The organism is Azospirillum himalayense, assembly GCF_042657465.1.
Taxonomy (GTDB): Bacteria; Pseudomonadota; Alphaproteobacteria; order Azospirillales; family Azospirillaceae; genus Azospirillum; species Azospirillum himalayense.
On record NZ_JBHSLC010000049.1, the window covers coordinates 163,033 to 187,158 of the forward strand.

Here is a 24,126-nt window from a genome sequence, read left to right on the forward strand (position 1 = left end):
TCGCAACTGCCGGCCGACGCCATCGTCACCGCCCCCTACAGCGACGGGCCGTCCTTCTACACCACCGCGGTGGAGGCCCTCCTGGGCTGAGCGTCCGCGTTTCCTTCCGCTTCGGATTTGCCATGTGAGAAACCTCAGGCTCCGCGCCATCCGCGCGGAGCCCTTTCTTTGTCAGCCCTTCTTTTCCGCAGCCGCAAAAGGCGAAACGCATCCGCCTCTGCGCCGTGTCGGGCGGATGCGGTTGGGGGGTAAGCTGACCACCGGTCGGACTCCTGCCCGCCGATTGGACAAAGAGGAGGGATGCCCATGGGCCGGGCCTCTCTGCTGCCATGCCTGCTGACCGGGCTTGCCATTCTGGCGGCGGGAATGGTTCGCGCCGAAGACCCGACGACGGCCGATGGGCTCGCCCGGCAGGCCGAGGCGCGCCGGGCGGAGGGCAAGCTCGAGCAGTCCTTCAACGAGCTGCTGCGAGCGCGCACCCTGGCGGAAAAGTCCGGCGATCCGGGCCTCCTGTCCGCCATCGACGCCGCTCTGGCTGATGTCGGAAGTGCGGGCGAGTTCGACGGACGGGCTCGGGAAGGTTGGGCACGGGCGCTCGACCGCCTGCTGGCCAAAATCGGTCCCGGTCAGGAGCGCACCCGGGCGGCGGCGCTCAACACACTGGGCCGGCTGCGCGACACGCCGGATTCCGTGGATGCCTTCCGACACACGCCGGATTCCGTGGATGCCTTCCGACAGAGCGCCATGCTGGCGCGGCGGGCCGGCGACCCGGCGCTGGCGGCGACGGCCGGCATCAACGCCGCGCGCCGCCTCGCGGCCATGGGTGCGCCGGCACAGGCCGAAGCCGCGCTGGCGGAGGTCGAACGCGATCTGGCGGCGCTGGAGGACGGCGGCGCAAAGGCCTTTCTGCTCGTCGCCCAGGGCATCGCCCTGATGGACGTGCAGGCGGCGGCGCGGCAGAGCCGCGGCACCCTCGCCCGCCGCAGCCATGATTGCTTTGTAAAGGCCGCCGAGCTGGCGCGGGCGGCCGGAGACCGGCGCACCCTGTCGGCCGCGCGTGGATATTTGGGCACCCTGTATGAGCGGATGGGCCGCCCCGACGATGCGCTCGTCCTGACGCGGGAGGCCAGCTTCTGGGCGCAGGAGAGGATGGCCGCGGACCTCCTGTTCCGCTGGCACTGGCAGGCCGGGCGGCTGCACCGCAGCCAGGGCCGGACGGCGGACGCCCTGATGGCCTATGACGCCGCGACCGCCGCCATCCGGCGCATCCGCTCCGACCTGCTGCGCGCCTATGGCGGTTACGGCTCCCTGTTCCGGGAGGCCATCGGGCCGGTCTATCTGGAATCCGCCGACCTGCGGCTCCGCCAAGCCTCCGCCCTGCGGGGCACGCCCCAGGCGCAACGGCACCTCGTGGCCGCCCGCGACGCCCTGGAGCAACTGAAGGCGGCGGAGCTGGAGGACTATTTCCAGGACGACTGCGTGGCGGCGCTGAAGGCCAAGGTCCAGACCATCGATCCGCTGGCCCCGGGCACCGCCGTGCTCTACCCCATCCTGCTGCCCGACCGGCTGGAGCTGCTGCTGAGCCTGTCCGACGGGCTGCACCAGGCCACCGTTCCGGTCGGCGGGGCCGAGGTCGGGGCGGTTGCGGCCAGCTTCCGCCGGCAGCTGGAGCAGCGGACCAGCTCCCGCTTCCTCGGCGATGCGCGGCGGCTCTACGACTGGCTGGTCCGGCCCTTCACGCCGCTGCTGGAGGAGCGGAAGGCCGACACGCTCGTCCTCGTGCCGGACGGGCCGCTGCGCAGCATTCCGATGGCCGCCCTCCACGACGGGAAGCGTTTCCTGGTGGAGCGCTACGCGCTGGCGGTCACGCCCGGCCTCAGCCTGATGGAGCCGAAGCCGCTGACCGTGCAGCAGGCCGAGCTGCTGCTGGCCGGGTTGACCGAGAGCGTGCAGGGCTTCCCCGCCCTGCCCTTCGTCGAGTCGGAAATCAAGACGATCCATGGCGCGCTGGGCGGGACGGTGCTGGAAAACCGCAGCTTCGTCATCGAACGGGTGGGGCGGGAGCTGAACGCGGCGCCCTACTCCATCGTCCACATCGCCTCGCACGGAAAATTCGAGCCGGAGGCGAGCGACAGCTACATCCTGGCCTATGACGGGCGGCTCAGCATGGACCAGCTCGAGCGCTTCGTGAAGCTGAGCCAGTACCGGGAAGAGCCGGTGGAGTTGCTGACGCTCAGCGCCTGCCAGACGGCGGCGGGAGACGACCGGGCGGCGCTGGGCCTCGCCGGGGTGGCGATCAAGGCGGGGGCGCGCAGCGCGCTCGCCTCGCTGTGGTTCATCAACGACCAGGCTTCGTCGCAGCTGATCGCCGACTTCTACCGGCGGCTGGCCACCGGCGCGCCCGGCAAGGCGGAGGCGCTGCGGCAGGCCCAGATCTCCATGCTGACGGATGTGCGTTACCAGCACCCCGGCTATTGGGCCGCCTTCCTGCTGATCGGGAACTGGCGATGAGGGAGCGGATCGTCCCGTCGCTGCTGATCGGGCAGGCCGCCGTGTTCGCGGTGCTGCTGATGCATCTGCTGGGCTGGCTGCAACCGCTCGACCTGCTGGCCTACGACAACGGGCTGAAGCTGCGCGCCCGGCCGGCGGTGGACGACCGCATCGTGCTGGTCGGCGCGCGGGAGGCGGATCTGGCGGCGCTCGGCTGGCCGTTGTCCGACGGGCAGCTGGCCGACCTGCTGAAGGCGCTGTCCGCCGCGAAGCCGGCGGCCATCGGTGTGGACATCTACCGCAACTGGCCCATCGGCGACGGCCAGGGAGAGCTGGAGCGGGTGCTGCGGGAGAACCCCGACATCGTCTGGGTCAACCGCCAGCCGTCGGAAGCGGGCGGGGCCATCGCCGCGCCGTCGGTGCTGGCGACACCGGACCGCATCGGCTTTTCCGACATCCTGGTCGATCCCGACGGGGTGGTCCGCCGCAGCCTGCTGTTCCTGGAAGACCCGTCGGGGCAGCACGCCACGGCGCTGTCCATGGTCATGGCGCTGCGCCTGCTCGGACACCGGGGTATCGTCCCGCAGTCCGACCCGGAGGAGCCGGAGCACATGCGGCTGGGCGCCGCCACGCTGCGTCCGGTGGAGGCGACGGACGGCGGCTATGCCGGGGTGGACGCGCGCGGCTATCAGTTCCTGCTCGACTACGCCCTGGGGCCCGGGCCGATCCGGAATTTCTCGGTGCGGGAGGCGCTGGAGGGGCGGGTTCCAGCCGAGGCGCTGGCCGGGCGGCTGGTGTTCGTGGCGGTCACCGCCGACAGCGTGAAGGACTATTTCCGGACGCCGGTGGACAGCGGCTTCGCCTTCGGCGCCGTGGTGCACGCCCAGGCCACCGGCCAGCTTCTCCGCATGGCCCTGGGCGAGGCGACGCCGACGGCGAACCTGCCGGACTGGGCCGAACTGGCGGTGACCGTCGCCGTCGGGCTGGCCGGTTCCCTCCTCGCGCTGGCGATGCACGGACCGCTGGCCTTCGCCCTGCTGCTGGCCGGGGGAACGGCGCTGCTGACCGGGCTGTGGTTCGCGGCGCTGGCGCAGGCGCTGTGGGTGCCGCTGGCCGCGCCGCTGGGAGCGTGGGCGCTGGCGCTCGGCCTCGTCACCGCCTTCCTGTCCCGCCGGGAGCGGGCCGACCGCGAGGCCCTGATGAACCTGTTCTCCAGCCACGTGCCGGGGCCGGTCGCCAAGGAGCTGTGGGAGCGCCGGCACCTGTTCATGGACGGCGGGCGGCCCCGGCCGCAACGGCTGACGGCGACCGTCCTGTTCTCCGACGTCGCGAACTTCACGCCGATTTCGGAGAAGATGGAGCCGGAGGAGCTGGACGCTTGGCTGCACGACTACATGGGCGCCATGGTCCCGGTCATTCAGGATCACGGAGGACTGCCCCTGCGCTTCGTCGGCGACGCCATCCTGTCCGTCTTCGGCGTGCCCGTCCCCCGCGAGACGGAGGAGGAGATCGACCGCGACGCCGGCAACGCGGTCTGCGCCGCACTCGCCATGGCCGACGTGCTGGCCCGCCTGAACGAGGGCTGGGCCAGGCAGGGCCTGCCGCCGGCCGGGATCCGGGTCGGCATCTACACCGGCCCGATGGTGGCCGGCAGCATCGGCGCGCCGGGGCACATGGAGTATTCGCTGACCGGCGACGCCGTGAACACGGCGGCCCGCCTGGAAGCGCTCGCCAAGACGGTTGGCACCGACGTGCCGGGGCGACCCTGCCGGATCCTGGTGGGCGATCCGACCTGGGAGCGGCTGCGCGGCGCCTTCCGCGGCTCGGCGGTCGGCGAAGTGCCGCTGAAGGGCAAGGACCGCAAGGTCGGCGTGCACGTCATCCTCGGCGAGGCGGACGCGGAGGTGCCTGACGTGGAGGTGCCTGACGTGGAGGTCCCTGACTCGGGGGAGCCGGACGCGGACGTGTTGCGGCTCACAGCGCCGCCGGCCCCGACGCCGCTAACATCCGGACCATCATCGACCGATGGAGCCGGACCGATCACCGGTTCACGCAAGAAGGGAGCCACGGGATGACGCGCCATCCGATCCTGGCGGCGACGCTCGCCGCGACCACGATTCTGTCCGCCGGCCTGCCGGTTGCCGCCCAGGCGGCCTCCTCCGAACGCGGCGGCGCGCAGGAGGCCGCCGTGCCCGGCGGCATCGTCTATGTCCCGCCGTCGCGCGGCGCGCCACAGGGGCGCATCGGCGGCAGCACGCGCGGGCCGGTTGGCGGGTTGCCCAGTCTGGAGGTCCTCGCCCCCGACCATGCCGGCCTGACGGCCTCGCCGCAGCCGACCCTGCTCTGGTACCTGGGGGCACCGGCGAAGGGGCCGATCGAGATCGTCGTCGATACGGTGGAGATGTCGGGACGCCCGCCCCTGCTGGACGTGACGCTGCAGCGCCCATCACCCGGCATCAACGCCGTCGATCTGGCGCAGCACAAGGTCCGGCTGGAGCCGGGGCGGCTCTACCGCTGGTCGGTCGCGATGCAGGTGGATCCGGCGCAACGGTCGGGCGACGTGCTGGCGTCGGGAATGATCGTCTACCAGACCGGAGCGAGCCCGGCGGTGGACCGCAAGGCCCCGCCGGCAACGGCGGCGAGCCGGTTGGCCGCCCAGGGATACTGGTACGACGCGCTGGCGGTCCTGTCCCGCGCCATCGCCGGCCAGCCCGGCGACGCCGGCCTGCGGGACCTGCGCGCCTCCCTGCTGGAACAGGTGGGATTGCGCGAGCCGGCGGCGTACGACCGCGCGGGCAGGAGGGAGTGAGGCCGTCGCACCGGCCCGGGGCGGCCGGGCGGGGATCTCAGAAAACCCTTGCGGTGACGCGGAACTGCACGCCGTGGTCCTGGAGGGAGTCGCCGTCCGCATCCGGCACGTCGCGCAAGGGCCGGGCGTAGGTCAGTTGCAGGCTGACGTCGGGGGAGACGTCCCAGCGCAGGCCGAGACCGACGCCGGCGATGGCGCGCGGGGCCGGCGTCGGTTCCCCGTGGTTCCAACCCCGGCCGTAATCCAGGAAGGGGACGAGCGACACGCGCCCGTCCTCGGCATCGCGCGACAGCGGGGGCAGCGGGACCTGGAACAGCGGAAACCGCCCCTCCAGCGACAGGACGAGCCCCTGGTCGCGGACCAGCGTGTTCTCGCGGTAGCCGCGCACCGTGTCGAAGCCGCCGATGGCGATGCGCTCGTTGGGCAGCAAGGTGTCGTTCGAGAGTTGCGCGTCGGCCCGCAGCACGATCTGGTTGCCCCGCTCGTCCAGGCGCCTTGCCCACTGGAACTGGCCGAGCCAGGCGAGGAACTGACCGTCGGGCGCTCCCGGCTCATGATGGACGGTGGCCCCCAGCGCGTCGATGCCCAGGCTGAAGACGGAGCGCAGCGCGATCACCTCCTCCGGCCGGCGGCGCAGCCAGTTCTGCGACAGGCGCAGCACCGTCAGGGTCGCACGGCCGTCGTCCACCCCTTCGGAAAAGGTGAAGGGCCGTCCCAGCAGGAAGGTCTCCGTCCGGTTGCGCGACAGGGTCAGGCCGACGTCCAGGCGGTCCCGCGCGGTCAAGATCACCGGGTGTGAGACGCCGGCCTCGTAGGTGCGCACGCGGCTCTCGATATCCAGCTCGTCCAGCGGGGCTTCCACGATGCGGGCGCGGGCGTCCTCCGCCCGCAAGCGCAGCGTCGTGCCGGCGGAGGTCACCGGAAGCTCGAAGGCCGCCCAATAGTCGTGGGAGCCGCGCGTCTGCTCCAGGTCGATCTCCAACGCGTCGCCCCAGCCCGTCAGGTTGCGGACGATGCCGAAGGCGTTGCCCCGCAGCTCCCCCGTGGTCGGGGACGAGGCGTTGTCGACGTTCAGCCACAGCGCGTAGGGCCGCGCCCGCGTCACCGCCACGCCCAGGCGGCTTTCCCCCAGCCGTTCGCCCGGCCCGAGTTCGGCGTTGATGCGCTCGATCAGCGGGTCCTGGAGCAGCAGCAGCACACGCTCCCGCAAAGCGTTGACGTCCAGCGGCGTGGTGACGCCGCGCGCCAGCCGGCGTTCGACGTAGCGGGGGTCGAGCCTGCCGGTCCCGGTCACGTCGATGCCGGAAAGCACGCCTTCCACGATGCGGACGGTGACGATCCCGTCGGTGACGTCCTGGTCCGGCAGCACGGCGCCGGAGGTGATGAAGCCCCGCTCGATGTGCAGTTCGGTCAGGCGCCGCTGGAGCTCCTGCAACTCGTCGGCTTTGACCTCCCGTCCGGCGAAGGGGGCGGCGGCGGCCACCAGCTCGGCCGTGGGGATCGCCGTGTTGCCTTCGAAGCGGTAGCCCTTCACGAAGACGCGTGGCGCCTGCGAGAGCGGCGGCGCCCGTTCCGGCCGGTCGAGGACGGGGGGCGGCAGGATGTCCGGTCCGGAGGGTTCGAAGCCGGGAAGGTCCGGGCGTTCGCGCGTGCCCCGCTCCGGCAGCGGGGGTGTGATTTGGGCCGGCGTGATTTGGGCCGGCGTGATTTGGGATTGGGCCGATGACGCCGTGGCGATCAGCAGGGCCATGGCCCCGGCGATGCACCGGCCCGCGGGCACCGGGTCACCGCGCCGGCTGGCCGTAGTCGGCGATCTGCTGCGGTTGCAGCAGCGTGATGTAGCCGTTCTCCACCGTGATCAGCTCCTCGTCCTGCCAGGTGCGGAGCTGTTTGTTGATGCTCTCGCGGCTGGTGGCGATCAGGTTGCCGAGATCCTTCTGAGACAGCTTCAGGTCGATGCGCAACCCGTCCCGGGTGCGGCGGCCGTAGCTGGCGCCGAGCCGGACCAGCAGGCGGGCCATCCGCTGCGGCAGGTCGAGCAGGGCCAGATCCTCCACCAGCAGGCTGGTCTGGCGCAGGCGGTCGCACATGACTTCCAGCATCTTGATGGCGACCTGCGGGCTCTTTTCCAGGAAGGGGACGAAGTCGCGCCGTTCGATGACCAGAAGCACGCAGTCCCCGATGGCGGTGGCGTCGGCGGTGCGCGGGCGTCCGTCGAGCAAGGCGATCTCGCCGAAGATGCCGCCGGTTTCCACGACCTTGAAGACGATCTCCTTGCCGCTTTCGGAGACCGTGCCGATGCGGACGTTGCCCAGCAGCACGGCCATCATGCCGCTGCCTGGATCGCCCTTCTGGAAGATGGTCTGGCCGTTCTTGCACCGGCGCTCCCCTGCGAAGGCGAGGATCGCGTCCACGTCCTTGCCGCTGATGCAGCGGAACAGGTCGTGCTGAAGAAGAAGCTGGCGTTTGAAGACCGGATCGAAGCGACGCACGAATCCCTCCCATGTGGCTCCAGGGAGATCCGAACCATCGGTTGCGGCCTCCCCACTTAACGTCACCCGGAAAGCCCGTGCCAATGGAGCATCGGGGTTATCCGAATTTCGAAATGTTTGGTACCGGCGTGCCGTGCCGCGTTCGGACGCCGCCCCGGCATCACTCCTCGCGGAAGGCGCGGGCGAAGCTGTCGGTCAGCGGTGCCAGGAAATAATCGGCGGCGGTGCGGCGGCCGGTCACGATCATCACTTCCGCCGGCATGCCGGGCTGGAGGTTCAGCCCCCCGGCCCGCTGCAACTCGCCGCGGTCCACCACGATGTGCGCGCTGTAGGAGGCATCGCCCGTGCGCTGGTCGGTCAGCGCGTCGCCGGAGACATAGGTCACGCGGCCCGACAGGACGGGGGTCGTCCGTTGCTTGAAGGCGGTCAGGCGGATCCGCGCGGGCAGCCCGGTGTGGACGTTGTCGATGTCGGTCGGCCGCAGCCTGGCCTCGATCAGCAGGCTGTCGTCGTCCGGCGCGATGTCCAGGATCGGCTTGCCGGCCCCGATGACGCCGCCCGCCGTGTGGACCTGCACGTTCATCACCATGCCCGTGGCCGGTGCGCGCACCACCGTCCGATCCAGCACGTCCCCGGCGGCGTGCAGGCGCTCGTCCAGTTCGCGCAGCTTGCCCTGCACCTCGCGCAGCTCCGTCGCCAGTTCCTCCGCGCGCTTGTTGCGCAGATCGAGGATTTGCAGCTCGGTCTCGCCGCGCCGCTGCTCCGCCCGCGCGATGGAGGCGAGATATTCGCCGCGCCGGCCGCCGAGGTTCGCGGCCTCGCGTTCCAGCGACAGCAGGCGCGACTTGCGCTCCAGCCCCTTGACGACGAGGGTGCGCGCGTCCTGCATCTCCTCCGCGATCAGGCTCAGCTGGACTTCCGTGCTGGCGACCTGGGCGCGCAGCCCGTCGGCCTCGGCGTCGAGCTGGGCGGTTCGCTGGATCAGGATGTCCACCTGCCCCCTCAGGCTTTCCCACCGCGCGGCGAAGAGGCGGCGCTGCCCGTCGAGCAGTTCGGCGATGCGGGCATCCTGGTCGTGGGCGGCGCGGACGGCGAGATGCGGCGGAAAGGCCACCTCGTCGGCTCCCGCCCGCTCCGCCAGCAGGCGGGCCTCGCGGGCCAGCAGTTCATCCTGCTGGGTACGCAGCGTGTCCAGCGCGCTGCGCGCCTGGGTCTGGTCCAGGACGACCAGCGGCGCGCCGGCCTCCACCCGCGCGCCCTCGGCGACGAGGATGCCGCGCACGATGCCGCCTTCCAGATGCTGCACGGTCTTGCGGCGGCTCTCGACCACCACGTGTCCGGCCGCCACGGCCGCGCTGTCCAGCGGTGCCGTCAGGGACCAGGCGCCAAGGACGCCGGTGAAAACCGTGAGGGACAGGACGCCCGCCAGGATGATGCGGCCGGGGTTGGGGGCGGCGGCGGAGTTGGTGGCGGTGGAGTTGGGGGCGGTGGAGTTGGGGGCGGAGTTCGCGGTGTCGGCGATGCTGGTCATGGCGGGGATCCTTGTCGCGAAAACGAGGGTCAGGCGGCGGAAGAGGAGATGGCGTCCCGCGTCTGGGCGGGGCGGGGCTGGCCGAGGGCGGCGATCACCTCGTCGCGCGGTCCGAACCGGGCCACAGCGCCGTCCCGCAGGACGAGCACGCAGTCGGCGACGCGCAGCAGGTTCGGCCGGTGGCTGGTGGCGACAACCGTGGCGCCGCGCGCCTTCAGCGCGGCGATGGCCTTCTGCAACGCCGCCTCGCCGGGGCCGTCGAGATGGGCGTCCGGCTCGTCGAGCACGACGAGGCGAGGGTCGCCGAACACGGCGCGGGCGAGCGCCAGACGCTGGCGCTGGCCGGCGGACGGCAGGAAGCCTCCGCTGCCGAGGCGGGTTTCATAACCCTGGGGCAGGCGCAGGATCATGTCGTGGACGCCGGCAATCGTCGCCGCCTCGGTCACGCGATCCAGCGGGGCCTCCTCCATGCGGGCGATGAAGGCGCGGACGGTGCTATCGATCAGGTCGCCGTCCTGCGGCAGATAGCCGACATGGCGCCCGAGTTCGCCCCGGTCCCAGCCCGCCACGTCCACGCCGTCCAGCCGCACCGCCCCGGCCTGGGCCGGCAGCGCGCCGACCAGCGTTCGCGCCAGCGTGGTCTTGCCGGCCCCGGAGGACCCGACCACCACCAGCACGGTACCCGGCTCCATCGCGAAGGAGACGTTCTTCAGCAGGGACCGGGCACCGGGAATGGGACTGGCGGCGATGCCTTCGACCGACAACAGGCCCCGTGGCGGCGGAAGGCCGCGGACGGTGCGCCGCGGCGCCGGTGTCTCCAGATGGGCTGCCACGCGCCGCCACGCTGCACGCGCCGCCGCCAGCGTCCGCCATGCACCGATCACCTGCTCCACCGGGGCCAGCGCACGGCCGAGAAGGGTGGCGCTGGCGAACAGGGCGCCACCGGTGATCGCATGATCGACCACCAGATAGGTGCCGACCGCCATGATGGCGACCTGCACGACCAAGCGGACCCAGCGGGTCAGGGAATAGGCGGTGGCGTGCCGGGCGCAGGCGCGCTCCCCCTGGTCCAGGGCGGCGGCGTTTCCCGCCGCCCAGCGCTCGACCACGGCGGCCGACATGCCCATGCAATGGATCTCTTCCCGCGAGCGGACCGCCGCCTCGACGAAGCGCTGGGCGGTCGTGCCGGCCTCGGCGGAGGCGGCGACGGCGCGGCGCGTCAGAATCTCGCCCGCCCAGGCGATGGCGAACAGCATCAGGGCGCCGCCGGCCGCCACCAGCCCCAGCAGCGGGTGCAGGGCGAACAACGCCACCAGATAGACCGGAACCCACGGGACATCGGCCAGGGCGGCAACCACGGGGCTGCCCATGGTCTGCCGCAGCACCGCCAGTTCGCGCAGGGTGGTGAGATCGGCGCCCCGCCGGCCACCGGGCGTGGTCAGCGCGCGGCGCACGCAGTCCGGAGCGAAGCGCCGCTCCACCCAGCTGGCGACGCGCAGCAGCAGGCGGGCGCGCAGGATCTCCAGCCAGCTGACGAAGACGAGTGCGACCAGCGCGATCACAGTCAGATAGAGCAGCGTCTCCAGGCTGCCGCTGGACAGGACGCGGTCATAGACCTGCATGGAATAGAGCGGCAGGGTCAGCGCCAGCACGTTGATGGCGGCGCTGAAGCCCGCGGCGGCAACCAGACAGCGGCGGGCGGGGGCGAGCGGTGACATGACGGGCGATTTTCCCTTTCCGGTGCGCCGGAGCCATCCCCACGGCGTGCCGTCATTCCGCCACAGGCTTGTGCGCGGGGGAGTGAGCGCCACCACCACTCCGCAGTGTTCCGCGCAATTCCTGCAAAGCTGCCCCAGAAATTCCAACGGATCGCAAAAGAAATAAAATATCAAAATTTGGCGATGCTCGGTGATGCCGTGAACTGATACCGAGCCCCCAATGCCTTTTAATCGCAGTCACCGGGCGATGCCCAGTCACACCACGGAGATTGCGATGACCATCATTGCGAACGCGACCGAAGGCGCCGACACGCTGCAGGGCACTTCCATTGACGATACTTTCAAGGGACTGGGCGGCGGCGACCAGATCTTTGGCGGAGCCGGGGCGGACACCATCAACGGCAACGCTGGCGACGACATGATCTATGCGGACAGCTACGGCGGCACCGGGGCCGATACCGAGGGCGCCTGGAACAAGCTGTTCGGCGACGCCGGGGACGACGTGCTGGTCAGCGGCGCCGGTTTCGACGACCTGTGGGGCGGGGTCGGCAACGACACGCTGACCGGCGGGACCGGTTGGGACTGGTTCGTGTTCGAGCCGGGCAGCGGCGTGGACGCCATCACCGACTTCACGCCGGGCAGCGACCAGATCATCGTCATGCCGAACATGAACGGGGCCGGCGATCCGGTGCTCAGCCAGAACGCCGACGGCACGGTGGTCGACTTCGGCGCCGGCAACGCCGTGCTGCTCCAGGGCGTCGCCCTGGCCGAGCTGCCGGCCGACGCCGTCGTCACCGCCCCCTACAGCGACGGGCCGTCCTTCTACACCACCGCGGTGGAGGCCCTCCTGGGCTGAGCGTCCGCGTTTCCTTCCGCTTCGGATTTGCCATGTGAGAAACCTCAGGCTCCGCGCCATCCGCGCGGAGCCCTTTCTTTGTCAGCCCTTCTTTTCCGCAGTCGCAAAAGGCGAAACGCATCCGCCTCTGCGCCGTGTCGGGCGGATGCGGTTGGGGGGTAAGCTGGCCGGCACTCGGAACGCGGAGGGCGTCGCATGCGGCGGAGACTCCTGCTCACCCCCGTGGTCGCCCTCCTGTCACCGGCGGTCGCCTTGGCTCAGATCGCCACCGACGGCACGACGGGCCCGCGCGTGAGCCTATCGGGCAACCTTGTGGAGATCGGTGCCGGCCTCGGCACCCAGGCCGGTGGGAATCTGTTCCACAGCTTCGACCGCTTCAACGTCAACCAGGGTCAGACGGTGACCTTCACCGGGCCGGGCAACGTGCGCAACGTGGTCGGCCGGGTCACCGGCGGCAGCCCGTCGGCGATCGACGGCACGCTGCGCTCCACGGTCGGGCAGGCCGATGTCCACCTCATCAACCCGGCCGGCATGACCTTCGGCCCCAACGCCGTGGTGGACGTACCGGCCAGCCTGCACGTCGGCACGGCGCACGAGGTGCACTTCGCCGACGGCGCGCGCTTCTCCGCTCTGGACAAGAGCGGGAGCAGCTTCACCGCCGCCCCGCCGGCCGCTTTCGGCTTCCTCGACCGGCCCACGGGGGGGCTGAAGGTCGATGGCGCACGGATATCCGTGAAGCCGGGAAAGGCCCTGTCCCTGGTCGGCGGCGATATCGAGGTGCGCGGCGGGGCGACGGGCCGCGTCGAGGCGCCGGGCGGGAGCGTGACCGTGGCGTCCGTGGCCCGGGCCGGGCAGGTGCGCCTCACCGACGGCACCGTGAACGCCGCCAAGCGGGGGAAAATCCGGCTGCACGATCGCGCGTCCGTCGCCTCCAGCGGCAACGGTGGCGGCAGCGTCCGGATTCGTGGGGACTCCCTAACGATCGACAACGCGACCGTCGCGACGATCAACACCGGCGGCGCCGACGCCAAGGGGGGCCTCGACGCCCAAAGCCGGTCTCTGGACATTGCCAGCGGAGCGCTCATCAGCGTCGCGACGGGGAGCGGCCAAGGAGCGCCCATCAGCCTCCAAGCCGGAGACGTGACGCTGCGCGAGGGAGCGCGCGTCGGCAGCATTGCCTTCGGCCAGGGTGGCGCCGGCCCGATCACGGTCATCGCCGACCGCCTGTCCATCGAGGGCATCGGGGAGACTTTCTCGACGCTCATCGACAGCCAGGCGGCCTTCTTCGCGAACGGCTTGGCCGGCCCGATCACGATCGCCGCGGGCAGTGTGGACATCCACAAGGGCGGCGCGATTCTGAGCCGCACCTATGGGGCAAGCAAGGCCGCCGACATTTCCCTGAACGCCGGGAGCCTCACCATGTCGGGCGACTCGACGGCTGGCGTGCGGTCGCGGATCGTCAGCGAGGGCTATCCCTGGGCGACCGGGGACACCGGGTCGGTCACGCTTGGGATCACCGGGCCGCTGCTGTTGAGCGACACCGCCCAGATTGGCAGCCGCATCGAGGGGTCTGGCAATGCCAGCCCCGTCACCGTCGACGCGGGCACGATCACCATCACCGGCGGTGCGGGCGACGTGTTCACGGGCCTGATCAGCCAAGTCACGGAGACCGCGACGGGAATCGGGGGCATGGTTTCCGTGCGTGCCGGCGCCATCGACCTGTCCGGCCCCTACGCGCAGATCGCCAGCAACACGTTTGGAAGCTCCCGCGCCGGCGACGTGACGGTCGAGGCCGGACGCCTGTCGATCACCGGGGTGAGAGGCGTCTTCGGCGATTTCAGGGGCGTGTTCGTCGGCATTCAGGCCAACACGAGCAGCGGCGGGCGCGCCGGCACGGTCCGCGTCAGCACCGCCGGCCCGCTGACCATCACCGACGGCGGCGAGATCGGCAGCAACACCTTCAGTGCCGGTCACGCCGGAGACGTCACGGTAACGGCCGGTTCGCTGTCGATCACCGGAACCGGCACGTCCGTCCTGACGGGGATCACGAGCAACGCCGACAACGGCTCCACCAACGACGCCGGCACGGTCCGCGTCAGCACCACCGGCCCGCTGAGCATCACCAATGGCGGTGAGATCGGCAGCAACACCTTCACCACGGGAAACGCCGGGAATGTCATCGTGACCGCCGGGTCGCTGTCGATCAGCGGCACTCACGGCAAGAGCTTCACCGGCATCTCCAGCAACGCCAACCGCCTTTCCAGCGGCAATGCCGGCACGGTCGGCGTCGCCTCGGCCGGCGCGCTGACCATCGACCAGGGCGGCGAGATCGGCAGCAACGGCTTCAGTTCCGGCAACGCGGGCGACGTCACCGTGTGGGCCGGCTCGATGGCCATCACCGGCGACGGCGGGCAGAGCTTCACGGGCATTTCCAGCAACGCCAACCGGGGTTCCAGCCCCGACGTGCGCGAGGGCAACGCCGGCACGGTGACCGTAGGGGCCGGCATGCTGGCGATCAGCCAGGGAGGCTCCATCGCCAGCGACACCTTCGGCGACGGCAACGCGGGGGCGGTGACGGTCCATGCCGGAACGCTGGCGATCATGGGCATCCCCGACGAGGTTTTCACCGGCATCTCCAGCAACGCCGAGCCCGGATCCAAGGGCGATGCCGGAACGGTCCGGGTCACCACCACCGGCGACTTGGCGATCCTCAACGGCGGTGAGATCGGCAGCAACACCTTCGGCGAGGGCGATGCCGGAGCCGTGACGGTCAAGCCCGGATCGCTGTCGATCCACGGCATCGACGGTCCGCCGCGCCTGACCGGAATTGGAAGCAGCGCGGAACAGGGCTCGGGCGGCCAGGGCGGCATCGTCCATGTGACGACGGCGGGGCGGATTTCCCTGACCCATGGCGGCCAGATCCGCAGCACCACCTTCGAGAAGGGGGATGCCGGCTCGGTGACGGTGCAGGCCGGGCAATTGCTGATCGACCGCCAGGGCGTCCCGACAGCGACCGGAGTGCTGAGCAGCGCCCAGCCGGGCTCGACCGGCGATGGCGGCTCCGTCACCATTCGCGCAGGCGATCTTCTCCTGCGCCGGGACGGAACGGTCAGCGCGGAAAGCGAGGGAACGGGGACGGGCGGATCGGTCGTGATCACGGCGACGGACGAGTTGGCGCTGGACGGTGCGGCCATCCGGACCCAGACCACCACGGCGAACGGCGGCGACATCACCATCCAAGTCGGCCGGCTGCTCGACCTGCACGAAAGCGCGATCACGACCTCGGTCGCCGGCGGCACCGGCAGCGGCGGCAACATCGTCATCGATCCGCCATTCGTGGTGCTGGACGACAGCCGAATCCAGGCCAACGCGCAGAAGGGCAACGGCGGCAACATCACGATCCGGGCCGACCAGCTGTTGTCCTCCCCCGCGACGGTGATCGAAGCGTCTTCGGCCGAGAGCGTGTCGGGGACCATTTCCACCCCGGCGCCCGACAACACCATCGCCAGCAGCCTGGTCAAGCTGCCGGAGAGCTTCCTGGGCAGCCGGGACCTGCTGCGCGACACCTGCGCCGGCCGGGGCGGGCGGGCGAGCAGCAGTCTGATCGTCGGCAACGGTGGCGGCCTGCCGCTGGACCCCGCCGCCCCCTTGCCCTCTCCCTACGGCGGGCCGGCAGGCGGGAAGGCCGGTGACGCATCAGGGCCGGCGCCGCCGCTCCGGTTCCAGATGGCCGCGAGGCCGGGTTGCCGATAGGCGGGCGAAAGGAAGGCCCCCGGTTCCGGCTTCGCCCCACCGGAGGCCTCCCTTGAGCGGGTCACACGGCTGCGATCAGGCAGCCGCGATCAGGCGGTCATTATCGGCGATCCAGTCGAGCAGCGTGCCGTAGCTCGCTATGACATCATGGGCGGCAACGCCGGTGGAGACGATGCCGACGACGTGACCGACGCCGTTCTCCTCGTACCAGACCGGCCCGCCGGAATTGCCGGGATGGACCTCCAGGCCACTGATGTCGATGAAGTCGTCGAACGGGTTGTCCGCGACCCAACCCATATCGTTCATCATGTTGTTGCCATACAAATCCGGGAATCCGGTCAGGTTGACGCTGCCGGACACGAAGGTCGGATCGATCTCCATCCAGCCCGTCTCGTAGCCCAACGCCACGCCGAGATCGAGCAACGCGTAGTCGAGTTCCACCCCTTCCAGGCCCGCGCCGCCGTTGCCGGACACGATCAGGCCGTCCCCGTTCGGATCGAAGTCGGCGTTGTAATGCCACGAGACGGCGTCCACGCTTCCGAACGGCGCCGTGAAGGGAGACGGGTCGAAGGCCGGGGTGACGGTGATCTCGATCGGGCTCTGGCCCGTCGTCGAATCGTAGACGACGTGGGATGCCGTCAGGACGTCATTCGGTCCGACCATCACACCGGACCCGGTGTGGACCTCGCCGTTCGCGTAGGTGGAGGTGATGAAGACGATGCTCTGCCAAGGATGCTCGGTCTGGCTGGTCACTTCGACTTGGGACATCGCTGCTGCTCCTGTGCTGTGAACCGATGGATGGAGAATTCCGGGCACCGATCCCGAACACCATCATTCAACCCCAGGAACGAAGTACGCACAGTCGAAGCGGTCACTGAAACAGCGCAAGACTAGCAATAATATTTCTAATCAGGATTGTTTGATTTTCCCAAAAAAAGGGGCTCCGCGCGAACGGCACGGAGCCCGGAGTTTCACCATTGGAAAACCTGATCCAGGAAAACTTGGCCGATCTTGCGATCAGCCTAGAAGAGCGTTTACTGCCGTACTGTAGAAGGACGCCACGTCGCTGTAGGGGGCGGTGACGACGGCGTCGGCCGGCAGCTCGGCCAGGGCGACGCCCTGGAGCAGCACGGCGTTGCCGGCGCCGAAGTCGACCACCGTGCCGTCGGCGTTCTGGCTGAGCACCGGATCGCCGGCCCCGTTCATGTTCGGCATGACGATGATCTGGTCGGTGCCCGGCGTGAAGTCGGTGATGGCGTCCACGCCGCTGCCCGGCTCGAACACGAACCAGTCCCAACCGGCCCCGCCGGTCAGCGTGTCGTTGCCGACCCCGCCCCACAGGTCGTCGAAACCGGCGCCGCTGACCAGCACGTCGTCCCCGGCGTCGCCGAACAGCTTGTTCCAGGTGCCCTCGGTGTCGGTCCCCAGGCTGGGTTCGGTTTGGCCGGCATAGACGTCGGCGAAGATCACGTCGTCACCGTCATTGCCGCTGATGGTGTCCGCGCCGGCCCCGCCGAAAATCTGGTCGCCACCACCAAGTCCATTGAAAGTATCGTTGATGGACGTTCCCTGAAGAACATCAGAGCCATCGGTCGCGTTCGGAACAATTCGCATGGTTTCCTCCTTGTGTTGGCAGGGCGTCGCCCTGTGAGAAGGATTAAAGCGCATGCGCTCCCCGAGATCAGTTTAAACGTTCACTTCCCATCTGAATATAACGTTGCTTTATTTCTTTTCATGAAACCACAGAGTGGTGCACTTCACTTGGTTTCAACGGCACTCCTCGTTGTGAAGCAGCTTGATGCCGCGGTGCTTTAGCATTGACGCATGGAAGCCATGGGCAGCCGGCGAGGGAGCGTAGGCGCTTCGGTAGGCGCTTCGGTGTGGCGGTGAGGGCGTTTCAGGCGTCACAGCAGGCCTGGACGAGGTCGTCACAGTCGTTCAGGAGTCGGTGGGACAGAAAGCGCTCGCGCAGGTACAGCCAGACGCGCTCGAGTGGGCTCAACCCGGGGTTGTAGGACGGCAGCGGCAGCAGCGTGATGTTGTCCGGCACGACCGGCGTCCGTGATCCCGGACGCGATGATCGGGAAGGTGACGGCCTGGCAGAACCCGGCCCCGGAGGCATCGACCCGCTGGTGTTCCCGGATGCCATCCGGGGCAAGATCCGCGACGAAGGCCTGGTGCGCAACAAGGCCATCCATGTGGCCGTCGGCGTGCGCGCCGACGGCGCCAAGGAGGTGCTGGGCCTGCGGACCGAACAGAACGAAGGCGCCAAATTCTGGCTGCGCGTTCTGACCGAGCTGAAGAACCGGGGCGTGGAAGACATCCCGCTGGCCGTGGTCGACGGGTTGACGGGCTTTCCCGAGGGGATCGCCGCCGCAACACGCCGCCCTGCGTCCGCATCCTACCGGCTTCGCTCCGATCGGGGCATCAATGCCTCGCGATCCCAGACCCCATCGTTCGGCAACGCCCGCAGCTTGTGACGCTCCACCTCGCGCTTTGTCACGGAGCGCGGAAAATTGTCCACGAAGGCGATGAAGCGCGGAATCTTGAAGGCCGCCATGCGGCCTTCGCACCATGCGACGATGGCGGCGGGATCCACGTCGCTGCCAGGGTCGCGGATGACGAAAGCCTTGACCTCCTCCTCACCCCTCTCGGAGGGTGTGCCGACCACCACGACCTCGCGCACGCCCGGACAATGGCTGAGCACGCTCTCCACCTCGTAGGCCGAGACGTTCTCGCCCCGGCGGCGCAGCCAATGGGCCTGACGGCCCGTGAAGTGCAGGAAACCGTCCTCGTCCAGGTATCCCAGGTCGCCGGTGTGCAGCCACAGGTTCGACAGGCACTCCAACGTGCGTTCCGGCGCGTTGAAATAGCCCGACATGAAAATGTGCGGGTAGCGGGGGCGCAGCGCGATCTGGCCGGTGACGCCCGGCGGCACCGACTGGTCGTCCTCGTCCAGAATGGTCACCTCCGCCCAGCCGTGCGTCAGGCCGTTGGCGCGCGGCTTTGGCGAGTCCATCCGGTTGTTGACGATCAGCACGCCACCGGTCTCAGTCAGCGAATAGACGTTGACGAAGCCGATGCCGAACCGTTCGACGAAACGGTCGGCCACGGCGGGCGGGATCTGGCCCGTCACCCCCAGCGAGACGCGCACTTGGTGGTCGCGGTCGGCTGGGCTCTCCGGCTGTTCGGTCAGCACGGTGATCATGGTGCCGATCAGATCGACGATGGTGGCCCCGGTCTCCCGCGCCCGCGCCCAGAAATTGCTGCCGCTGAAGCGGCGATCGATCACCGTCGGGATGTCGGCGACCATCGGCCCCATCACGCCCAACATCAGCCCACCGACGTGGAACAGGGTCAGGATCGAGTAATGGACGTCGTCCGGCCGCGTCTCGAACGCCTCGACGTAGCGCATCCCCGCCGCGATCCAGGCGAAATGCGGCAGAAGCGCGCCCTTGGGCAGGCCGGTGGTGCCGCCGGTGTAGATGATGACCGCCGGATCGCCGCCGGACACCTCCACCAGCGGCAGCGGATGCCCCGGCTCCAGCAGGTCGGCGAAGGGCCGGAAGCGACCGCCGGTTCCCCCATCGCCATCCTCCACCGCATAGACGCGCATCGGCGGCAACCGCTCCGCGACCGCCTCGACCCGCTCCGCCAGTTCCCCGTCGACCACCAGGACGGCGGGTGTGGCGTTGGTCAGGGTGTGGACGAGATCCTCCCCCACCAGACCGGCGTTCAGCGGCACCCAGATCGCCCCCAGCTTGCCGGCGGCGACCCAGGTCAGCAGATGCTCCGGCGCGTTGCGCAGGAAGCAGGCGACCCGGTCCCCCCGGCGCACCCCCAGCCGGTGCAGGTTGGCGGCCACGCGGGAGGACTCCCCGTCCAGCTCCCGGTAGCTCATCGCCCGGCCGGCGACGGTCAGCCGCGGGGCGTCCCCATGCTGCGCCGCGCGGGCGGCGACCAGCGCCGGCAGGGTTTCCCACTGCACCGGAACGCCGTGGATCTTGCGCGTGATGGTCATGCGGCGGGCCTCTTTCATTCCGGCAGGATGCGGCGCTTCTGAAGCTCCTGGAGGAGATCGACGAACATCTCCTCGCTGTCCACGCACTCGTGGAAGCCCAGCTTGCGCGCCTTGATCGTGCTCATGTGGTGCGGGTTGGGGCGCTGGCCGTAGCCGAACAGGAAGTCGGCGAACTGCCAGGACGGCACGACCTCGGCGTATTTGTAGGGCTTGAGACCGTGCTTGGCGACCACGCGGTCCCAGATCGGCTCGTTCTGAGGCATGATGCGGGCCAGCGAGAAGGGCTGCGCCGGTTCCAACTCCATGCGGAACAGCTCGGCCACCTTGGGGAAGACGTTCTCCCAGACATAGACGTCGCCGTTGGCGATGTTGAAGACCTGGTTGGCGCATTGCGGGCTGGTGCCGGCCCATTCGGCGGCCTTGGCGATCAGCCGGGCGTCGGTCGCCTCGCCGATGCGCGACGCCCCGCCGGGGAAGCGCAGCGGCAGGCCGTATTCGCGCGACACCGCGGCGAAGACGCCGATGGCGGTGATGATGTTCAGGGGGCTGCCGACCGCGAGGCCGCAGACGATCTGCGGGCGCAGCACGCTCCAGCTCCACTCCTTGCCCTGCTGGCGTTCGCTGATCCAGTCCTGCTGGTCGTAGTAGAAGTTGGGGCGCATGTAGCGTTGGTCGCTCTCCCGCGCCGGCTGGCGGAAGGGGCCGAGATGGCCGCCGTACGCCTTGGTGCCCTGGAGAAGGGTGATGTGGCGCAGGTTGGGCGACACCGCCTCCACATTCTCCACCACGTTCTTCAGCATGGCGAGGTTGGTCTCGACATGGTCCCATTCCGACCAGCCGCGCGTCACGTCGGGCTTCTCGTAGACGGCGGTGTAGCAGATGTTGGTGACGCCTTTGATCTCGCGCAGCTTGCGGCAGTCGTCGGGGTCGCGCAGGTCGACGGCGGCCCATTCGGCGGTGGTCTCGAAATCGGGAGTGCGGCGCGACACGCCGCAGACGTCCCATTCCGGAGAGGCTTCGAAATGCTCCAGCATCGGGCGGCCGACGGTCCCCAGCGCACCCACGATCAGCATCTTCTGACGGGCCATGAACACGATCCTTCTGTGTGGATTTCTTCAGAAAAGGGTCATCAGGTATTGGCGGTCGCCCAGCGGTTCGGGCGGGCCCTCGTAAATCTTGCGGCCGGTGCGCAGCACGGTGACGCTCTGCGCGATGGGCAGGGCGTGGACGACGTTCTGCTCGACCATCAGCACGGCCATGCGCAGCGCCCGGTTGACCTCGGCGATGGCCTCCATGACGCGCTGGACGAGGTTGGGGGCGAGGCCGATGGACGGCTCGTCGAGGATCATCACGTCGGGCCGGTGCATCAGCGCCATGCCCATCGCCAGCATCTGCTGCTGGCCGCCGGACATGGTGCCGGCGATCTGGCCGGCGCGCTCGCGCAGGATCGGGAACAGGTCCATCACCGCGTCGCGGTTCGCCCGGATTTCCGCCGGGTCCTGCGCCGTATAGGCGCCAAGCTCCAAATTCTCGCGCACGGTCAGGCTGCGGAAGATGCCGTGCCCCTGCGGGACCAGCGCGATCCCCGCCTTCACGTTGTCGGCGCAGCGCCGCCGGGTGATGTCCTCCCCCCGGTAGCGGACGGTCCCGGATGTCGGCCGCAGCAGCCCGAAGACGGAGCGCACCAGCGTCGTCTTGCCGGCCCCGTTGTGGCCCAGCAGCACGCGGATCTCGCCGGCCCGCACCGTCAGGTCCACGTCGTGGACCACCGCCCGCTTGCCGTAGCCGGCGCTGAGGCCGCGCACCTCCAGGACGGGTTCGGCGATCGGCATGGTGTGAATCTCGGTCATCCGAAATACCTCTCGGCCAGTTCGCGGTCGCGCATCAGCGTGTCCGGCGGTCCCTTGGTCAGCACGCGGCCCTCGTCGATGAAGACGATCTCGTCGCAGACGCCGCGGATGACCTCCAGATTGTGCTCGATGATGCAGACGGCCTTGTTGGCGCGGGCGAGGTCGCGGATCACCCCGCAGATGCGCTCCACCGTTACGGTGTCGAGGCCGGACAGCGGCTCGTCGAGCAGCAGCACGTCGGCCCCGGTCGCCAGCAGCCGGGCGATGACCAGCAGCTTCTCCTCCGCGTAGGAGAGGTTGGCGGCGGTCTCGTCGGCCTTGGCGAGCAGCCCGACGAAGGAGGCGATCTCCAGCGCGCGGGCGACGTTCTCACGGTCGGCCCGGCGGACCAGGCCGGGGCGGAAATAGACGTCCAGCGGGCGGTCGCCCGGCTGCGCGGGCAGCGAGACCAGGATGTTCTCCACCACCGTCAGCTTGGTGAAGAGCTTCAGGTCCTGGAAGGAACGGGCCAGCCCGGCGGCCACCACCTCGTGCGGCTTCAGCGTCGTCACGTCGCGGCCCCGGTAGAGGATGGTGCCGCCGGTCGGGCGCAGGAAGCCGGACAGCAGGTTGAAGGCGGTCGTCTTGCCGGCGCCGTTGGGGCCGATCAGCCCGACGATCTCGCCGCGCTTCAGGTCGATGGTCAGGTCCTTCACCGCCTGGATGCCGCCGAAATGCTTGGACAGGGAGGTCGCGGAGACCACCACCTCGCCCGGCGTGCCGCCTGCGCGCTCCACGGCACCGGAGAGCGGGCCGTTGGCGGGAACGCTGGACCGCGCGGCCCCGGTCGGGGTGCGGAACACCGTCTCGGGGAACAGCCCCTCCGGGCGCAGCCGCAGGATGACGATCAGCACCACGCCGTAGATCACCTGCCGCACCATGTCGGCGATGTCGCCCGGCACATGGACGAACTTCAGCCCCTCCGGCAGCAGCACCAGGATCGCCGCCCCGGCCAGCGAGCCCCACAAATTGCCCATACCGCCCAGGATCACCATGGCGAGGATGAGGATGGTCTCCTCGATGGTGAAGGATTCCGGATTGACGAAGGCGATGTAGTGGGCGACCAGCGAACCGGCGACCGAGGCCAGCCCCGCCGACATCGCGAAGACCACCAGCTTCATGCGGACGAGATTCTTGCCGACCGCCTGGGCCGCCGCCTCGTTCTCCCGCATGGCGCGCAGGGAGCGTCCGAAGGGCGAGGCGCCGAGCCTCCAGGCGACCGCGCAGCACAGCGCCGCCATCACCGCGGCCAGCGGCAGGAAACTGACCGGGCTGGTCAGCGCGGTGCCGAACAGCGACACCGGCGGAATGCCGGCGATGCCGTCCGGCCCGCCGGTCAGCGGCTTGCTGTTCATCAGCACGTCGATGGTGATGGCCTGCAGCGCCAGCGTGATGACGACCAGATAGTGGCTGCCCACCCGCATGGCGGGAAAGGCGACCAGCAGGCCGAGGACGGCGGTCACCACCATCCCGGCCAGCAGGGTCAGTGGAAAACCGATGCCGAGCTTCGTCGCCAGGATGCCGGCGGCGTAGGCGCCGCTGGCGTAGAAGGTGGCGTGCGCCAGGGCGAAGATGCCGCCGAAGCCGATCAGCAGGTTGAAGGAGGTCGCCAGGATTCCGTAGAGGCAGACCATGACGAGGATGTGGGCGAGATATTCCATGGCTGTGTCCCTCTCCTCACGCCCGGCGGACGATGCCGGAGGGGCGGGCGAGCAGAAACCCGAACAGCACCACGAAGACGATGGTGTTCTGCCACTCCGTGGGGATCTGCCACATGCCCAGGCTCTGCACGAAGGCCAGCAGGAAGGCGGCGATGACCGCCCCGCGCAGCGAGCCCACCCCGCCGACGATCACCGCGACGAAAGCGACGAACACCGCGCCGAAGCCCATGTTGGGGTTCAGCCCGTCGCGCAGCAGGACCAGCGCCCCGGCCACCGCCGACACCGCCGATCCCAGCGCGAAGACCAGGATGGACAGCCGCGTGGTGTCGATGCCGATGACGGTGGCCATCTCGCGGTTGTCGGCCATGGCTCGGATGGCCTTGCCGTAGCGGCTGGCCCGCAGGAACAGCGCGATGCCGCAGCCGACCAGCAGCGCCGCCGCCACCTGCCCCAGCTGCACCGTGGTGAAGAAGGCGTTGCCGACGAAATGCACGTCGTAGGCGACGCTGTCGACCGTCTTGACCCCGGTGCCGAAAACGATGCCGATCAGGTTCTTCATGACGATGAACAGGCCGAGCGAGGCGACCAGAACGACGAAGGGCGGGCTGCCGCTGATCTCGAACGGGCGGTAGATGAACAGGTAGCAGCCGACGCCGAGCGCCGCGGTGAAGGCGATCCCCAGCAGCACCGCCGCCCAGAAGGGCAGCCCGACCAGCGCCGCCAGCGCCCAGATGGCGTAGGCGCCGACCGCATAGACGGGCCCGTAGGCGAAGTGCACGACGCCGGTCGTCCCGAAGATCAACGCGAAACCCATCGCCAGCAGGGCGAAATGCGCGCCGTTGAACAGACCGTTCAGGGTCAGTTGGATGAGCAGATCCATGAAATGGCGCTCCTGTCTATGTCCCC

At 69.6% G+C, this 24,126-nt stretch carries 17 protein-coding genes and 1 pseudogene; 6 read left to right on the forward strand and 12 right to left on the reverse strand.

The window, feature by feature from the left end; all coding sequences use genetic code 11:
• Window positions 1-306 precede the first annotated feature (306 nt).
• Genes ACFPMG_RS22260 through ACFPMG_RS22270 form a run of 3 tightly spaced genes read left to right on the forward strand, consistent with a single transcriptional unit; the run spans window position 307 to window position 5,299 of the window.
• Complete coding sequence (locus ACFPMG_RS22260; protein WP_376997380.1) at window positions 307-2,511, forward strand: CHAT domain-containing protein; 2,205 nt, start codon at window positions 307-309, stop codon at window positions 2,509-2,511.
• Window positions 2,508-4,565 carry a CHASE2 domain-containing protein gene (locus ACFPMG_RS22265; protein WP_376997381.1) on the forward strand — a complete coding sequence of 686 codons (2,058 nt, stop codon included), beginning with the start codon at window positions 2,508-2,510 and terminating at the stop codon, window positions 4,563-4,565. The genes ACFPMG_RS22260 and ACFPMG_RS22265 overlap by 4 nt, the downstream gene beginning before the upstream one ends.
• Window positions 4,562-5,299, forward strand: coding sequence for a DUF928 domain-containing protein (locus tag ACFPMG_RS22270; protein WP_376997383.1), 738 nt, complete (start codon window positions 4,562-4,564; stop codon window positions 5,297-5,299). Before ACFPMG_RS22265 ends, ACFPMG_RS22270 begins: the two co-directional genes overlap by 4 nt.
• A gap of 37 nt (window positions 5,300-5,336) precedes the next feature.
• Here the strand turns inward: ACFPMG_RS22270 and ACFPMG_RS22275 are convergent, their stop codons facing one another.
• From ACFPMG_RS22275 to ACFPMG_RS22290, 4 genes are all read right to left on the reverse strand, one after another.
• Complete coding sequence (locus ACFPMG_RS22275) at window positions 5,337-7,079, reverse strand: ShlB/FhaC/HecB family hemolysin secretion/activation protein (RefSeq protein ID WP_376997384.1); 1,743 nt, start codon at window positions 7,077-7,079, stop codon at window positions 5,337-5,339.
• Window positions 7,080-7,083: 4 nt separating this feature from the next.
• The gene (locus ACFPMG_RS22280) at window positions 7,084-7,791 is read right to left on the reverse strand and encodes a Crp/Fnr family transcriptional regulator (RefSeq protein ID WP_376997386.1); all 708 of its coding nucleotides are present in this window, start codon (window positions 7,789-7,791) and stop codon (window positions 7,084-7,086) included.
• 160 nt (window positions 7,792-7,951) lie between these two features.
• Window positions 7,952-9,322 carry an HlyD family type I secretion periplasmic adaptor subunit gene (locus ACFPMG_RS22285; protein WP_376997387.1) on the reverse strand — a complete coding sequence of 457 codons (1,371 nt, stop codon included), beginning with the start codon at window positions 9,320-9,322 and terminating at the stop codon, window positions 7,952-7,954.
• Window positions 9,323-9,351: 29 nt separating this feature from the next.
• Window positions 9,352-11,040, reverse strand: a complete 1,689-nt coding sequence (locus ACFPMG_RS22290) for a type I secretion system permease/ATPase (RefSeq protein WP_376997388.1) — start codon at window positions 11,038-11,040, stop codon at window positions 9,352-9,354.
• Window positions 11,041-11,314: 274 nt separating this feature from the next.
• Between ACFPMG_RS22290 and ACFPMG_RS22295 the strand changes: the two genes are divergently transcribed.
• Both ACFPMG_RS22295 and ACFPMG_RS22300 read left to right on the forward strand, forming a co-directional pair.
• Complete coding sequence (locus ACFPMG_RS22295) at window positions 11,315-11,896, forward strand: calcium-binding protein (RefSeq protein ID WP_376997389.1); 582 nt, start codon at window positions 11,315-11,317, stop codon at window positions 11,894-11,896.
• A gap of 195 nt (window positions 11,897-12,091) precedes the next feature.
• On the forward strand, window positions 12,092-15,649 hold the full coding sequence (locus tag ACFPMG_RS22300; RefSeq protein ID WP_376997390.1) for a two-partner secretion domain-containing protein: 3,558 nt from the start codon (window positions 12,092-12,094) through the stop codon (window positions 15,647-15,649).
• A 75-nt stretch (window positions 15,650-15,724) separates the two neighbouring features.
• On the opposite strand, the gene ACFPMG_RS22305 is transcribed toward ACFPMG_RS22300, so the two are convergent.
• The 3 genes from ACFPMG_RS22305 to ACFPMG_RS22315 all read right to left on the reverse strand — a co-directional run bounded on the left by ACFPMG_RS22305 (window position 15,725) and on the right by ACFPMG_RS22315 (window position 17,699).
• Window positions 15,725-16,417 (reverse strand): trypsin-like serine peptidase, encoded by a 693-nt coding sequence (locus ACFPMG_RS22305; RefSeq protein ID WP_376997391.1) that lies wholly within the window; start codon window positions 16,415-16,417, stop codon window positions 15,725-15,727.
• A 249-nt stretch (window positions 16,418-16,666) separates the two neighbouring features.
• Entirely contained in the window at window positions 16,667-17,263 is a 597-nt protein-coding gene (locus tag ACFPMG_RS22310; RefSeq protein ID WP_376997393.1) for a calcium-binding protein, read from the reverse strand.
• 283 nt (window positions 17,264-17,546) lie between these two features.
• The gene (locus tag ACFPMG_RS22315) at window positions 17,547-17,699 is read right to left on the reverse strand and encodes a hypothetical protein (protein WP_376997395.1); all 153 of its coding nucleotides are present in this window, start codon (window positions 17,697-17,699) and stop codon (window positions 17,547-17,549) included.
• A gap of 38 nt (window positions 17,700-17,737) precedes the next feature.
• On the opposite strand from ACFPMG_RS22315, the pseudogene ACFPMG_RS22320 reads away from it, so the two are divergent.
• Window positions 17,738-18,024 (forward strand): annotated as a pseudogene (locus tag ACFPMG_RS22320) (transposase); the annotation flags it as partial.
• A 26-nt stretch (window positions 18,025-18,050) separates the two neighbouring features.
• Here ACFPMG_RS22320 and ACFPMG_RS22325 read toward each other — a convergent pair.
• From ACFPMG_RS22325 to ACFPMG_RS22345, 5 genes are read right to left on the reverse strand one after another with little or no spacing between them, the layout of a single operon-like run.
• A complete protein-coding gene (locus ACFPMG_RS22325) occupies window positions 18,051-19,670 on the reverse strand; it encodes an AMP-binding protein (RefSeq protein WP_376997396.1) in 1,620 nt (539 codons plus the stop codon).
• Between the two features lie 14 nt (window positions 19,671-19,684).
• Window positions 19,685-20,758 carry an SDR family oxidoreductase gene (locus ACFPMG_RS22330; protein ID WP_376997397.1) on the reverse strand — a complete coding sequence of 358 codons (1,074 nt, stop codon included), beginning with the start codon at window positions 20,756-20,758 and terminating at the stop codon, window positions 19,685-19,687.
• A gap of 27 nt (window positions 20,759-20,785) precedes the next feature.
• Window positions 20,786-21,520 (reverse strand): ABC transporter ATP-binding protein, encoded by a 735-nt coding sequence (locus ACFPMG_RS22335; RefSeq protein ID WP_376997398.1) that lies wholly within the window; start codon window positions 21,518-21,520, stop codon window positions 20,786-20,788.
• Complete coding sequence (locus ACFPMG_RS22340; RefSeq protein WP_376997399.1) at window positions 21,517-23,220, reverse strand: branched-chain amino acid ABC transporter ATP-binding protein/permease; 1,704 nt, start codon at window positions 23,218-23,220, stop codon at window positions 21,517-21,519. The genes ACFPMG_RS22335 and ACFPMG_RS22340 overlap by 4 nt, the downstream gene beginning before the upstream one ends.
• A 16-nt stretch (window positions 23,221-23,236) precedes the next feature.
• Window positions 23,237-24,100 carry a branched-chain amino acid ABC transporter permease gene (locus tag ACFPMG_RS22345; RefSeq protein WP_014198893.1) on the reverse strand — a complete coding sequence of 288 codons (864 nt, stop codon included), beginning with the start codon at window positions 24,098-24,100 and terminating at the stop codon, window positions 23,237-23,239.
• Between the last annotated feature and the right edge of the window lie 26 nt (window positions 24,101-24,126).

Coding starts and splice junctions, on each gene's coding strand:
- ACFPMG_RS22260 (WP_376997380.1), top strand. CDS start 307: ATGGGCCGGGCCTCTCTGCTGCCATGCCTGCTGACCGGGCTTGCCATT.
- ACFPMG_RS22265 (WP_376997381.1), top strand. CDS start 2,508: ATGAGGGAGCGGATCGTCCCGTCGCTGCTGATCGGGCAGGCCGCCGTG.
- ACFPMG_RS22270 (WP_376997383.1), top strand. CDS start 4,562: ATGACGCGCCATCCGATCCTGGCGGCGACGCTCGCCGCGACCACGATT.
- ACFPMG_RS22285 (WP_376997387.1), bottom strand. CDS start 9,322: ATGACCAGCATCGCCGACACCGCGAACTCCGCCCCCAACTCCACCGCC.
- ACFPMG_RS22290 (WP_376997388.1), bottom strand. CDS start 11,040: ATGTCACCGCTCGCCCCCGCCCGCCGCTGTCTGGTTGCCGCCGCGGGC.
- ACFPMG_RS22295 (WP_376997389.1), top strand. CDS start 11,315: ATGACCATCATTGCGAACGCGACCGAAGGCGCCGACACGCTGCAGGGC.
- ACFPMG_RS22300 (WP_376997390.1), top strand. CDS start 12,092: ATGCGGCGGAGACTCCTGCTCACCCCCGTGGTCGCCCTCCTGTCACCG.
- ACFPMG_RS22305 (WP_376997391.1), bottom strand. CDS start 16,417: ATGTCCCAAGTCGAAGTGACCAGCCAGACCGAGCATCCTTGGCAGAGC.
- ACFPMG_RS22310 (WP_376997393.1), bottom strand. CDS start 17,263: ATGCGAATTGTTCCGAACGCGACCGATGGCTCTGATGTTCTTCAGGGA.
- ACFPMG_RS22325 (WP_376997396.1), bottom strand. CDS start 19,670: ATGACCATCACGCGCAAGATCCACGGCGTTCCGGTGCAGTGGGAAACC.
- ACFPMG_RS22330 (WP_376997397.1), bottom strand. CDS start 20,758: ATGGCCCGTCAGAAGATGCTGATCGTGGGTGCGCTGGGGACCGTCGGC.
- ACFPMG_RS22335 (WP_376997398.1), bottom strand. CDS start 21,520: ATGACCGAGATTCACACCATGCCGATCGCCGAACCCGTCCTGGAGGTG.
- ACFPMG_RS22340 (WP_376997399.1), bottom strand. CDS start 23,220: ATGGAATATCTCGCCCACATCCTCGTCATGGTCTGCCTCTACGGAATC.
- ACFPMG_RS22345 (WP_014198893.1), bottom strand. CDS start 24,100: ATGGATCTGCTCATCCAACTGACCCTGAACGGTCTGTTCAACGGCGCG.